8 protein-coding genes are annotated in these 14,860 nt (G+C 45.3%); 6 read left to right on the forward strand and 2 right to left on the reverse strand.

Annotated elements, in window-relative coordinates:
- Nucleotides 1-114 precede the first annotated feature (114 nt).
- The 5 genes from AC0YNT_RS27275 (at nt 115) to AC0YNT_RS27295 (ending at nt 11,173) form a co-directional block, all read left to right on the forward strand.
- Entirely contained in the window at nt 115-5,637 is a 5,523-nt protein-coding gene (locus tag AC0YNT_RS27275; protein ID WP_475807442.1) for a family 43 glycosylhydrolase, read from the forward strand.
- Nucleotides 5,638-6,150: 513 nt separating this feature from the next.
- Nucleotides 6,151-6,882 (forward strand): ABC transporter permease subunit, encoded by a 732-nt coding sequence (locus tag AC0YNT_RS27280; RefSeq protein ID WP_475807443.1) that lies wholly within the window; start codon nt 6,151-6,153, stop codon nt 6,880-6,882.
- A complete protein-coding gene (locus AC0YNT_RS27285) occupies nt 6,879-7,790 on the forward strand; it encodes a carbohydrate ABC transporter permease (RefSeq protein WP_167276632.1) in 912 nt (303 codons plus the stop codon). Before AC0YNT_RS27280 ends, AC0YNT_RS27285 begins: the two co-directional genes overlap by 4 nt.
- 42 nt (nt 7,791-7,832) lie before the next feature.
- Nucleotides 7,833-9,608, forward strand: a complete 1,776-nt coding sequence (locus AC0YNT_RS27290) for a type 2 periplasmic-binding domain-containing protein (RefSeq protein WP_475807444.1) — start codon at nt 7,833-7,835, stop codon at nt 9,606-9,608.
- A 26-nt stretch (nt 9,609-9,634) separates the two neighbouring features.
- Nucleotides 9,635-11,173: a carboxylesterase/lipase family protein gene (locus AC0YNT_RS27295; RefSeq protein WP_475807445.1), complete on the forward strand. Its 1,539-nt coding sequence runs from the start codon at nt 9,635-9,637 to the stop codon at nt 11,171-11,173.
- On the opposite strand, the gene AC0YNT_RS27300 is transcribed toward AC0YNT_RS27295, so the two are convergent.
- On the reverse strand, nt 11,142-11,963 hold the full coding sequence (locus tag AC0YNT_RS27300) for a helix-turn-helix transcriptional regulator (RefSeq protein WP_475807446.1): 822 nt from the start codon (nt 11,961-11,963) through the stop codon (nt 11,142-11,144). The genes AC0YNT_RS27295 and AC0YNT_RS27300 overlap by 32 nt on opposite strands.
- Nucleotides 11,964-12,181: 218 nt before the next feature.
- Here AC0YNT_RS27300 and AC0YNT_RS27305 point away from each other — a divergent pair, with 218 nt between their 5' ends.
- Nucleotides 12,182-12,952 (forward strand): alpha/beta hydrolase, encoded by a 771-nt coding sequence (locus AC0YNT_RS27305; protein ID WP_475807447.1) that lies wholly within the window; start codon nt 12,182-12,184, stop codon nt 12,950-12,952.
- Nucleotides 12,953-13,009: 57 nt separating this feature from the next.
- Here AC0YNT_RS27305 and AC0YNT_RS27310 read toward each other — a convergent pair whose 3' ends face one another.
- The gene (locus AC0YNT_RS27310) at nt 13,010-14,716 is read right to left on the reverse strand and encodes an RICIN domain-containing protein (protein WP_475807448.1); all 1,707 of its coding nucleotides are present in this window, start codon (nt 14,714-14,716) and stop codon (nt 13,010-13,012) included.
- Nucleotides 14,717-14,860 lie beyond the last annotated feature (144 nt).

A 14,860-nucleotide genomic window follows, 5' to 3' on the forward strand; every position in this document is an offset into this window, starting at 1 on the left:
GAAAAAATCTATACTTTTTAAATAAAAAAACACATCGATTAATAATAGCAATTATTTTAAGATGAGCACAGGTTCAAATTAAAGTTAGATATAACCAAAAGAGGAGGCAACAAAATGATTAGGAAGTCATTAGCAATTTTGTTAGCGGTTACATTGTTGGTGTTCATAGTACCACGCCAACAAGTATTCGCTGCGCAGAAGGAAGATACGACCTTTGAGAATCCGTTAATATGGGCGGATGTTCCGGATCCCGATGTCATTCGAGTAGGTGATACCTATTACATGACCAGTACAACGATGCATATGAATCCTGGTGTTCCTATCATGAAATCTTATGATTTGGTCCATTGGGAAATCGTCAATTATGTGTATGACATCCTCGCAGATGAGGATGAGCAAACTCTTCGAAATGGAAAAAATGATTACAGTAAAGGATCATGGGCAAGCAGCATTCGTTATCATGAAGGCAAATATTACATTGCGTTTGCTTCATACAGCACGGGTAAAACTTACATCTATCAAACATCGGATATTGAGCACGGCCCTTGGACACATGCGGAGCTGGATGGTGTCTACCACGACATGTCCCTTCTGTTCGATGATGATGGACGTGTGTACATGGTTTACGGCGGTGGAGATATTCGGATCATCGAGCTTAACTCAGACGCGACCGCTGTTAAAGCGGACGGGCTTAATAAAGTACTGATTCCGAATGCAAGCTTGGTTGCAAGCACGCAGGAGAACGTTGGTCTTACTGCGGAAGGCACACATATTCAGAAAATTAATGGCTATTATTATGTGTTTAATATTACGTGGCCCAAGAATGCACCAAGAACGGAAATCGTACACCGTTCCACTACAATTGACGGCACGTATGAAGGCAGAGTCGCTTTACAGACAGGAGTCGCACAAGGCGGCATTGTGGATACGGAAGATGGCAAATGGTACGGAATGTTGTTTCAGGACCACGGCTCTGTTGGTCGGGTTCCCTTCCTTGTTCCAGTGTCGTGGGAAGATAATTGGCCGGTATTTGGTGAAGATGGTTCAATTCCCGAAAACATAAAAATTCCCGTAAGTGGTATCAATTCTAAGAGTTTATTCGTAGATTCCGATGAGTTTTATCCACAGGCTGAGAAATCTGGAGCCTCCCATTATCAATCAAGTGATTCAAGCGCAAGCACAGCGAACATGACACAAAATACAACATTGGCAGCAACGCACGGGACTAGCGAGCTGACGATTGAAGAAGGGAAAGAGCTTCTAGTTAACGGGGACTTTGAAGACGGACAAGAACCATGGTCAGCTCATGATGATGCTGCAGTGACGGTGACAAGCGATGTTTATAGCGGCGGGTCACAGAGCTTGCTTATAAGCAATCGACAAGCTACTGGGGCTGGTGTTCAGCAGATGCTTACCGGTAAGCTTAAAGCCGGAGGCACGTATTCGTTTTCAGCAAAAGTGAGATATGACGGTGATGAGTCGCTTCCAGCTGCCAAACGGTTTAATTATGATATCCAGGATGGAGACTGGCAGACAATTAAAATACTTGGCTCTGCCATGATTACGAAAGGAGAATGGGGGACCATTGAAGGAACGTATACGATTCCGGCTGATACTACGTTTAATGAACCTCGCATTTTCCTTGAGACGGTATGGACGCCAGAGCAGGATCCTATCCAGGATCGAATGGACTTCCATGTGGATGATATTTCCTTTGTGGACGTGACACCGGATTCGAACCTTCTGAAGAATGGCGGATTTGAATCCGGTCTTGCCCCATGGACCAAACACGATAATGCTGTGGTGGCGGTAACAACAGATGAAGCGAACAGCGGAACCAGCAGCTTGTTCATCAGCAGCAGAACGGCTACAGGTGCAGGAGCACAGCAAGATGTAACTGGGAAGGTAAAGCCAGGCGGCGTGTACAAGTTCTCGGCGAAAGTGAAATATAACGGAGACGAGACGCTTCCAGCAACCAAACCCTTTAACTTCGATTTCCAGGATGGAGATTGGAGAACGATTAAGGTTCTTGGTTCAGCAACGATTGAGAAAGGGAAATGGGGAACGATCGAAGGAACCTTCACCGTACCGGAAGATGCTTCATTGAATGCTCCGCTTATTTTCCTTGAGACCGTATGGACGCCTGAACAAGATCCGGTTAAGGATCTGATGGATTTCTATATCGATGATATTTCTCTTGAAGATGTTACACCAGTCGGAGGATTGGACAAAACAAACGACGGAGAGAACGATTATAACGGCGATAACTTGTCCCTGGTCTGGCAATGGAATCACAATCCGGATAACAACTTATGGTCCCTTTCCAAACGTTCAGGCTATCTTAGACTGAAGACGGGTCATAAGAGTACTTCGATGCTCGATGCCCGCAATACACTTACGCAACGTACGTTTGGTCCGGAGAGCTCAGGCAGCATTGCAATCGATGTTGGGCAAATGAAAAATGGGGATTATGCTGGACTTGGCGCCCTGCAGAAAGACTACGGGTTTGTAGGGGTCAAAATGAACGGGAATACGAAATCGGTTGTTATGGTTAATGGAAGCTCGGGAACTGCAGAGGAAATCGCCAGTGTTCCGCTTAACCAGAACAGAGTCTACTTAAAGGCTGAGTTCGATTACAAGAATAACACGGATAAAGCATACTTCTACTATAGTCTGAACGGCACAGAGTGGCATGCAATCGGCAATACGCTGCAAATGAGCTATAAGCTTGATCATTTCATGGGTTATCGCTTCGCCTTGTTTAATTATTCGACCAAAACAACTGGCGGTTACGTTGACTTTGATTATTTCAGAACGGAGGACAAATTGACCGGTGAGAACGGTGCAGCTTCTATTCTGAATGCAAGCCTGGATGACGTATCCAATGTTATTGGCGTTCAAAACATGGAGCTGGAGGTTCCAGTACACATGGAGGCATTGCCGGAAGGTCAATATTCATCCATTGCGGCATCGTTCAACATTCCGGAGCATCTTTCTGTTACCGATGTCGTGTTTAATACGGACAACATAACTGGAGAACCAACGTACACGTATTCGGGCAAGCAGCTGCAGATGAGTGTATCCGGCAATAAAGTGAACTTCACGAATGAGTCTTCTAATCTGTTCGCCACTATCAAGTTGAGAGTGGAAGGGTTCGTCCCATCGGATCTAACGGAACAGATTCGTACGGATTATGTAAAGGTCGAAGGCGGAAGTGCAGCTTATAACGTTCATAACGCAGTAGCGAACATCGGATTGAAGCTATTTGATACCGAAGCACTTGCGAAAATTCCCGGCTATTCGAACCCGCTTATGAGCCATAAGCTTGGAGCTGATCCGTTCGCTATGGTTTATGACGGTAGAGTCTACATCTATATGTCTAGTGATGAATTCGAGTATGACGGCAATGGAAATGTAAAAGATAATTCGTTTAGTAATCTAAATCGCGTATTCGTCATTTCCTCTGATGATATGGTTAACTGGACCGATCATGGTGCGATTCCGGTAGCCGGGCCAAACGGCATTGCAAAATGGGCCTCTTTCTCATGGGCTCCCGCAGCAGCGCATAAGAAGATTAACGGAGTAGATAAGTTTTTCCTTTATTTCGCGAACGGAGCAGGCGGTATAGGGGTGCTTACGGCAGACAGCCCGATCGGTCCTTGGACAGATCCGCTTGGCAAGCCGCTTGTATCGGGCAATACGCCTGGTGTTCCTGGTGTCGTATGGCTGTTTGACCCAGCTGTATTGGTCGATGACGATGGAGCGGGCTACTTGTACTTTGGAGGCGGAATTCCAGGAGATCCAAATCCTTCAGCTGAACAAATCGCCCATCCGAACACGGCCAGAGTCATAAAGCTAGGTGATGATATGCTCAGCACGGTTGGCTCGGCAGAAAAGATCGACGCACCCTACATGTTTGAGGATTCCGGCATTCATAAATTTAACGGCAAATATTATTATAGCTATTGCTCGAATTTTGCAGGTACACATCCGGAAGGAACGCCACCTGCAGGTGAAATCGCGTATATGGTAAGCGACAATCCGATGGGGCCATTTACTTACGTTGGACCCATTCTGAAAAATCCCGGTGTGTTTTTTGGAGTGGGCGGTAATAACCATCATTCCATCTTTGAATTTAATAACGAGTGGTACATCACTTACCATGCTCAAACCGTCAGTAAAGCGATGATTGGGGATGGGAAAGGATACCGTTCCACGCATATCAACAAAGTGGAGTTCTATGAGAATGGTCATATCAAAGACATTCAAGCGGATATGAAAGGGGTTTCCCAGCTTACTAATCTGAATCCTTATACAAGAACGGAAGCAGAAACGATTGCCTGGAATGCAGGCCTTGCGACGGAGAAGTCAGAGGCACCAGGAAACCCTGTTGAAGAGATTAATCTGGATGTTACGAATGTGAATCAGGGAGACTGGCTAGCGGTAGCAAACGCTGACTTTGGGACGGATGGAGCAGCGACCTTCGAAGCGAATGTTGCTTCCACCAATGGGGGCAAAATCGAAATTCGAGTAGACAGTCCGATCGGCGACGTCATTGGCACGCTGGATGTCCAGTCTACAGGCGGAGCACAGCAATGGAAGCTCATGAAGACCGATGTCACGAATGTGACAGGCGTTCATCATATTTTCTTTATGTTCAGTGGTGAAGGGGATAATCTATTTCATATCGATTATTGGAAGTTTACTTCAAAGAACCAAACGTCACCAGTAATTCCAATAGAATCCGTTAGCCTTGCAGATGCTCCTGCCTCGATGAAGGTAAATGGACAGGTAACGGTAAATGCTGCACTCGCTCCGGCAAATGCAACAAGCCCTGTCTACAAATGGGAAGCAAGTGGCGCGATCAGCATCGCTGGAGCTGACAATCAAGCAGCCGTTACGATTAAGGGTGTATCTGCAGGTTCTGGAAAGCTGAAGTTGATGGTTACAGCTGGAGGAGTGCAGAAACAAGCGGAAGTAAGTGTTACGGTAACGAAGGATAGTGACAGCGGTAATCCAGGAGCACCAAAACCGACAACACCAGAACCAACTGATCCTGTGGAACCACCAACTGTTCCTGTATTTACCGATTTAAGTGGCTACTCTTGGGCGGAAGAAGCTATAAACGCTTTGGCGAAAATAGGTGTCATTAATGGAACATCCAGTACAACATTTGAGCCAAGCCGCAGTGTGACGAGAGCTGAATTCGTAACGCTGCTGGTCAGAGCGATGGGGCTGAAAGCCGAAGTAACAGACAATTTTGTCGATGTACCAGCTAATGCGTATTATTATGAAGCATTAGGCGTAGTCAAGCAGCTCGGTATCGCGCTGGGGTCTGGAGACAATGCATTCCACCCGAATGCTACCATTTCCAGACAAGATATGATGGTGCTTGTCGCACGGGTACTTGAAATTGCGAATAATGAGCAGTTGGATGGTAATGCAGCTGACCTGAGCGGTTTCACCGATAAGGACAAGATTGCTGATTACGCAGCAGAAGCACTAGCGGCATTAGTGAAGGAAGGCATTGTAACGGGAAGCGGGAACGGCAAGATCAATCCTCTTGGGGTGACAAGTAGAGCCGAAGCGGCCGTTATTATTTATCGCATACTGAATGTGTATGGCCAAACACGATAATTTTTTGTAATAAAGAAAGCCCATATCCTTGATGTGGGCTTTCTTATTTTGCCGAGCTGGGTAAATCAACTGGTGATTTTTTTTGTTTATTTTGTTTTAACCCATCTAAGAATAGATCAATAATCAATGAGGATAGGTCATTGTTTTGAATAATTAGATATTCTATACTAACTTCAATAAGAACAATGAAAGCGCTACCAAATGTGAATAGAAGGAGTATTAAATCATTTTTCACAGAGGGGAGCGGCTATTATTTTGAGCCTTAAGCATTGATTTCTGAATATTAAGAATTATGAATTAATTTAAATAATCAGGTGGTGTAAAACGATGCGAATTCCTTACAACAAGAGTAGAACTTCATTTATAAAATTTCTATACATACTGCCATTTATGATCTTACTTGGTATCTTTGCTTACTACCCTCTTTATGGATGGGTATATGCATTCTTTGACTATACGCCTCCCATTCCTCTATCTCAGTCGCCCTTTGTAGGTCTAAAGTGGTTTCGTTCTTTGGTCGAAAACCAAGTGAAAATAGATCAACTTCTTCAAATTATAAAAAACACGTTTGGCATGAGCGGCTTAAATCTACTTTTCTCCTGGCTTCCCATGGTCTTTGCCATATTCTTGACAGAGATTAAAGCGGTCCGATTCCGGAAGTTTATACAGACGGTAACGACCCTTCCAAACTTTATCAGCTGGGTATTGGTTTATTCTTTGGCGTTTTCCATGTTCTCGAGTGAAGGGATCATTAATGGCCTCCTGAAGATGCTTGGATTTATCGATTCTCCGATTTTATTTCTTCAAAACTCCGACCACGTTTGGATTACGATGTGGATGTGGTCGACTTGGAAAGCATTAGGCTGGTCCGCTATTTTGTATATTGCGGCAATTATGGGGATAGATGATTCTCTTTATGAAGCCGCCCATGTTGACGGTGCGACGCGAATGCAGATTATTTGGTATGTGGTATTGCCAAGCATGCTGCCGACTTATTTTGTTTTATTGATGCTGCAAATTGCGAGCTTCCTGAATAATGGTCTGGAACAATATTTCGTGTTTCAGAATGCTTTTAACAAAGATACGATACAGGCTTTGGACTTATATGTATACAACCTGGCAATGGGCGGCGGCAGCTATTCCGTTTCGGTCGCAATCAGTATGCTGAAGAGCTTGATTAGCGTGGTGCTTCTCTTTTCTGTGAACAAATTATCCAAATTGCTAAGAGGAGAGAGCATCGTATGAGTAAAGTGAAAGTACAGACTAGCACCACAGACAAAATGATTTCTGTCTTGATCTATACGGTGTTTTCCCTGTTTGCTCTTATATGTGTGTATCCCTTTTATTCCATTATCATTAACACCATTAGTGCGAACGATATTAGTGCTAGAGGCGATGTTGTATTTTTCCCTAAGCATATTCATTTCCAGAACTATCTGGATGTATTTAAAATACCTGGACTATGGGACGCTGCTGTCATATCTCTAAGCAGAACGTTAATAGGTACAACTTTGACAGTCGGCGCATCCGCTTTTCTGGGCTTTATGTTTACCCAGGAGGATATGTGGGGGAGAAGATTCTGGTATCGATTTACGGTCGTTACGATGTTCTTTAATGCCGGGGTTATTCCATGGTATTTGACGATGAGATCTTTGCATCTAACCAATAACTTTTTGGCTTATATCCTGCCTACAATCGTAGCTCCCTTTTTCATCATTCTTGTAAAGACCTTTGTAGAATCGACACCAAAGGAATTGCAGCAGGCGGCAAGCATTGACGGCGCCGGCATTATGACTCTCTTTTTCAGAATCATGCTGCCTATAAGCAAGCCTATACTAGCAACCGTTGCTATATTCTCGGCCGTAGATCAGTGGAATTCCTTTCAGGATACGCTGCTTCTGGTTACGGACAGCAAGCTTTATAGCTTGCAGTTTATTCTCTTTAACTATATCAATCAGGCAAGCTCCTTATCTACCATGGTCAACCTGCAAAATGCCGGTTCAACAGCCATGGCAAGCTTGGCCACAAAGCAGACCACGACTTCTATTCGCATGACCGTTACCATTATTGTTGTGGCGCCAATTTTACTGATTTATCCGATATTCCAAAGGTTCTTCGTAAAGGGAGTTATGATCGGTGCAGTGAAAGGTTAACTTGCGCCATTATAATACATGAAATGATTCGGGGGGATGTAAATGAAGAGCAGCAATAAAAAATGGACGTTGTTATCGGCTGCAGGTATCTTCTTGTTGTCGACAACATTAGCTGGGTGTCAGAACGCTTCCAATCCATCGCCAAGTACGTCATCAGAGCCTAGTAATGGGACGGGCACATCGCAGTCCGGCAAAGGGATCGATCACAGTAAGCCGCTGACCGTTACCGTTTACGATAATGCGGCCAATTACCAAGGAGAGCAGACAGGGTGGTATGGAAAGCTCATTAAGGATAAGTTCAATATCACGTTGAACATTCTTGCTCCTCAGGTTGCCGGCGATCAGCTGTACAAGACAAGAACCGCGGCTGGAAATTTAGGTGACCTCCTGATTGTCGATAATAGTCAGTTGGAAGAATTAATTCCGGCAGGGCTTGTTATGGATATCTCGGACAAGGTGAAAAATACGCAATATCTTTCCAAATATGTGGATAATCATTTCAAACCTTTTAATACTGCCTTTGATAAGGTGAATCCGGATGGAAAAATTTACGCCATGCCGACTTTTGAAGCAGATACTTCTCCAACAACATTCTCGGAAGAAATCCCTTATTCCAGCCCAATTATGCCTTGGGATTATTACAAGGGGGTAGGTGCTCCGAAGATCAATAACTTGACCGATCTTCTGAATGTATTGAAGGAGATGCAAAAGAAATATCCTGCTACGCCAGACGGCAAAAAAATCGTTCCGATTACTTTGTGGAAGGACTGGGATGGCGGAAGTATGGAAAATGTACGTTGGCTCAGCAACTGGTACGGCTATGAGCAGCCAGACGGAACATCGACCATTCAATTGAATGCAAAAGGTGATATCGTTCCGCTTATCGATGATAACAGTATGTACAAAAAGATCTTGCAATTCTATTTCACAGCCAATCAGATGGGTCTTGTCGACCCCGACTCTGCATCGCAGGATTGGAACAAGGTCTCGGAAAAGCTGACCAACAAACAGGTTCTTCTCTTGTGGTACTCCTGGCAGAGAGGTTTCTATAACTCTATTGAAAGAGGCAAAAACGGTGATGGCAATGTGGCTGTTCCGATTGCCGACACTCATATTATTCAGAGCAGCGATGCTTATTACGGAAATGGCAGAGTATTCGCCATTGGTTCAAAAGCTAAGGAACCTGAAAGAATTATGGAACTCCTTGATTGGATGGTTTCTCCTGAAGGTCTGCGATATTATACAAATGGATTTGAAGGCTTCAATTACGAAAAGACTGCAGATGGCAAGTTGAAGCTTACCGAAATAGGACAAACCGCCTTCCAAAAAAACACTCCGGTTCCGGATCAGTACGGAGGCGGCGGATACCAGGACGGACAAAGCAAGATTAACAGTATGATTATGAGTGATTTTGTCGTCGATCCGGATACAGGGGAATTTTATAACAGCACTTATTGGAGCTCAACTATCGAGGCAAACAAAACGGCACTCACTACAGACTGGCAGAATACCTATAACGCAGCAAACGCAACCGAGTATTACATGAAAAACAATATGATTGACATCGTGCCGAATATCAATACAAGTCTTGGAAGTGATTCATCGGACATTAAAAACAAACGCAGCCAGATTTCGGATTATGTAAAGAATACATCCTGGAAGATGGTATTCGCTAAGAGCCAAGAAGAATTCGATCAGTTATGGACAAAGATGAAGAGCGATGTAGTAGGACTCGGTTGGAATGATGTCGTTGCAGCGGATACGGAAAAAGCTCAAAAAATCGTAAAAATGCGCGCCGACGCAACAGCCGGCAAGTAATTATTCGGTTAAAGGGAGGATGAAGCATGCTTAGAGTTGTGAAAGTGGAAAACGGGATGGTACAAGGGCTGCCGGCTGCTGATCCCCGGATTACGAGTTTCAAAGGGATTCCTTTTGCCGCTCCGCCCGTAGGAGAGAACCGCTGGCGTGCACCTCAGCCGGCCAACGATTGGGATGGCGTACTGAAAGCCTACGAATATTCGCCGATCCCGCTGCAGGTCAGACAGGAACTTGACGATAACAATATTTATACGCGGGAATGGGCCGTTGAGCCGGATATTGCGATGAACGAGGATTGTCTTTACCTGAACGTATGGACCCCAGCTAAAAACGCTGGCGAAAAGCTCCCTGTATTTGTATGGTACTTCGGCGGAGGCTTACAGGTTGGTCATCCTTCCGAAATGGAATTTGATGGTGAACGCATTGCCAGAAGAGGTATCGTGGTGGTTACCATCAACTATCGGCTGAATGCATTTGGATTTCTATCCCACCCTGAAATTACGGCAGAAGCGCCGGATGCACCTGCCAACTTCGGCCACCTCGATCAGCAGGCAGCTACTAGATGGGTCAAATGCAATATTGCGGCTTTTGGCGGTAATCCGGACAATATAACGATTGGCGGACAATCTGCTGGCGGCGGGAGTGTCATGAACCAGCTAACTTCACCTCAGAACAGTGAACTTTTTCAGAGAGCGATTGTTCAGAGCGGAGTGTTCACCCAGTTATACCCGAACGCAGGAATGCCAAGGTTTCTCCGCACGTTAGAGGAAGCCGAAAAGGAAGGCATCCAGTTCTTTAACTTTCTTGGAGTAACCTCGCTTGAAGAAGCACGAAGCCTTGATGCCGTCTATTTACGGGATAAGATAGTGGAATATAAAGCTTTTTGGGGGACCGTCGTAGATCATAAATTCAGCGTGGGGAACTCCTTTGAACTATTCCTTCAAAACAAGCGTTTGCAGGTACCGGTCATGCTCGGCCATACATCGTCCGAATTTTTCAGTGTTCCTAAAGCGGTATCACTGGAAGAATTCCAACAGAATGCCGTCAATCTGTTCGGTGACAATGCCAAGACGTTCTTGGAGCTATGTGAGTATTCAACAGGCAACCTTGAAGAAGTTATTAAAAAGGCTTCGGTAAGCAGCATCGAATATGCGATTCGGATTGCAGGCCAGGCGAATGCCGATACGGGGGCAAATACTCCCCTTTATTATTACAATTTCGATGCAGAGATTCCAGGATGGGATAATCCAGGGACCTTTCATTCGGTAGATCTTTGGTTCTTCTTCGAGACTCTTGCCAAATGCTGGCGGCCTTTTGTCGGCAAGCATTACGATTTGGCCCGTCAAATGTGCAATTATTGGGCGAACTTCATCCATGCTGGAGACCCGAACGGCAAAGATTCTACTGGAGAGGATTTGCCGCGTTGGGAGCCCTATACGCCTGATGGACCTTACGGTATGAAGTTCGCGGATCAGGCTGAGTTTGCCAAGGAACAGCCTAATGATAGGATGAAATTCCTCGTAGGAGAATTTTTTAAGGAGAATCAATTGATTTCGACGGAATGACCGGTACGTCCTGAATCTCTTCGAAGGAGTCAGCATGCATTTGGAATTTTCGCGGCGAATAACCGGTTACTTGTTTGAATTGCCGGCAGAAATGTTCCACATTTTGATAGCCGCACCGATAAGCAACTTCGGTAATCGTTTGAGAGCCGTGGAATAAATATTCTTTGGCTAGACGAATTCGGCTGATGATGACATCCTCTATGCAGGAAATACCAAAGGTCTTTTTGTAAATGGTCTGCAGATAGCCCGGGCTGATCCGGAGGGAATCCGCCATTTTCGGAACCGTCCAGTGATCGCCCGGGTTGCTTTGAATGGCTGCCCGCAGTCTTAATAAATCGTAGTATTGCGTCGTAAAGCCATCATGGCAGTAGGACTCCAATAGCTTATTGAACAACGTATGAAGTAGATAATCAATGGAAGATTTCTTGTAATCTTTATTAAAATTATGCTCGATCACTAGCAGCTCGAACAGCTTGTGGCAATAGTCCGGATCATCCAAGGAGAATGGAATGCCAAATGGAAGCGATGTTTTTGAAACGAACGGTTCATCCGATTCAAAGCGGATCCAGTTGTTTACATATTTATCAGCGCAGGCCTGGTAATAGATTTTCTGTTGTGCTTGGTAGAGGATTGCGCTGTGGGGCGGGTATTTTTTGAGTTCACCATTAACCCAGAATTGAGCAGGGGTCTTGGTGATGACCAGAAGCCAGCAGTGATGGCCTTGAGGAATATCAAATATAAAATTGCTTGCGTGCGTAGCATCGCATTCCACATAGTGAATATGATTCATCTCATTTTGTCTCTCCTTTTACATGCTGTATATTCCCATTATTCCGTTCATAATGACAGGGGACTCCCTCAAATATACAAAAAAGGAATTAGTAATTTAGGTAATAAACGGCCTATAACTTGTACGGTTATTAAACCGTTTTTAACAGGCTGTTGTCAATGAGCTGGAGATGCTACTTTATTTTATAATAGAAAGATTTAGAAAGGGGAAAGGCAAATATGTTTCTTGAATCAGCTCCTCTCGGCTATGACCAATATAGGGAGGACATTCCTCACGGTCAAATAACGACTGTTGAATATGAATCCGGCACGGTTGGAAGCACACGAAAATGTATGATTTACACACCTCCAGGATACACAGAGGAACTAAAGTATAATGTTCTGTATCTCTTGCACGGGATTGGCGGAGATGAGATAGAATGGTATAAACATGGTGCTCCGCAGGTTATTCTGGACAATTTATTTGCGGAAAATAAGCTCTCCCCTATGATCGTGGTTCTACCTAATGGGCGTGCAATGAGGAATGACCGGGCGGAGGGAGATATATTTGCACCAGAAAAGATAAAAGCATTCGAAACGTTTGAATCCGATTTGCTGCATGACTTGATTCCTTTTGTTGAGTCGCATTACCCAGTCCTAACAGGTTCCGAGAACCGCGCTTTAGCCGGCCTATCCATGGGAGGCGGGCAATCATTAAATATGGGGTTTAATAATCCCGATTATTTTGAATGGGTAGGGGCATTCTCTGCTGCGCCAAATACAAGAGAGCCCGATAAGTTACTGCCTTATCCGGAGAAATCGACAACGCAATTGCGCCTGCTGTGGTTGTCTTGTGGTGTGCTTGATGAGCTGAAGCATGTCAGCGACAGAACGCATGCGTATCTTGCGCAGGAGAATATTACACACCTCTGGTATGAGGAAAGCGGAGGTCATGATTGGCCGGTCTGGAAAAATGATTTGTACCATTTCTCCCAATTAATCTTCAGATAATACGATAGAACAAGCAATCGGGGCAGCCACCACGTAGCGGTTGCCCCGATTGTTATGTTAGTTGATCTTCACCAGCTGCCACTGCTGGTTCAGGTTGCCCCGATACAAATTCTGTTGAATCAGAGCATTGTTGGCTGTTGAAGAATTAGCAACTTCAACCGCCTTATTGCTGTTCACGTTGATGATGCTCCAATACCCGTTGCTCAGCTTGATGAGTCGGAACTGCTGCGGGGTATTATTGTTATCCGACATGAGCTGAATGGCTTCTCCATTGTTTTTTGTGCCGTTTCGGACATCCATGACTTTGCTGTCGGACGAGCTGACACTCCGGAGCTTGTAGTAATTATTGTAGGTGCCTTGATCCGAAATAACCCACTGCTGTGCGGTTGCGCCATTGTCTGTGTATTGCTGGAGCTGCAGCGCGTTTGTGTTTGCACCGCCCGGCACTTCCAACGCTTTTCCGGAAGCCCGGTTAATAATCTTGTAGGTCGATCCGGACTGTATGCCATTCCAGATTCCGTTCCATGGATGCAGCTGCGCCCGTTCGTAATACCATTCGAATATAAATCGGGCCATGCCGTCCCTCGCCGTATTGCCGTCATACTTCAATCCGGCCGTAGGATCTGCGAAGGAGCTTCTTGTACCCGGCTCCAGCAGGAAACCGTTCATATGAACGGCGATGCTGACATTGCCCGCCGCTGTAAAGATCGCTTTCGTATTCTTGCCAAAGCCTTCGTTAGAACCGTTGAACAAATCCCAATAGGAAGAGTCTCCAGTTAATGTCTTGAACCAAGTTGTCTCGGTAATATTGATTGGATAACTGTTGGCACATGGCTTGATGGTATCATCCCAGATCTGCTGCAGAGATGCATAATCATCATGAGCACCATAACCAGGATACCAGTGAACGGCATAACCGTAATTGTTGAGCGGATCAGTCAGAGGATAAGAAGCGCATAGTTGATAGTATTGGTCCCATCCAAGTCCTGCCGCCCAGATCACATTATCTGCTCCGTTATTGCGGATCGTTGAGATGATCGAGTTCTGGAACGTCTTAAGAGAATTCCAGTAGGCAACGAAGTCGCTTTGGGCAGGGTTGCCGCCCCAAGAACCGTTGGCATTAGCTTGGACAGGCTCATTAATGAGCTCGAACATGACATTGTCCGCACTCTTGATGGCCGTCTGGGAGGACAGATAACCCCAGATTTGATTGAATTTGTCTAGATTAGCCTGTGTAGTCGCTTGGTTATTAAGAATGGTGAAGTCAAGTCCAAGCGTGACATATACTCCCTTGGTCTTAGCGTAGTTAATGAACGGAATGATAACTTCCTGAGTGACGGACTGCAAGCCTGCAAAATTGTAGGTGCCGGCCGCCACGTCGCCCATGTCCTCACGATCAATGAACAGGCGGACCTGGTTCATATACCAGCCATGATTGTTGCCGTATTTGTTTGATGTGTTGGTAAAGGTATCCGTAATATCCTTCAGGTACGCCAGAACAGCCGCATGCCTGTTCCCGCCATACTGATCTAGATAGTACTTGCTGTCCTGATACGTCCAGTATGAGCCGGAAGGCTGATGCCAACCGCTCAGCAGTACAGGCTGACCGCTGCTGTTCACAAGCTGATTGCCGCTTACATGAAGCTTGGACATGTTCATTCCTGACCATGCTTTCGCCGGATTACTGTTCAGCAGGGATGGCGTTAATATAAGGGCCACCAGTGTGAACAGCTTCAGAATCCAGCTTGACTTGCTCTTTCTCATTAATACCCAACTCCTTTGGTATTTGGTTGTCGGCGCAATTGAATGCGCTTGCAAGAACGAGTTTACTACTTGGGAACAGGCGATGAACACCTGTCTAATTATGGGGCTTAACCCGCTTAACGATATAACAGCGGCAGGCAGCCC

Source organism: Paenibacillus sp. J22R56 (assembly GCF_056269375.1).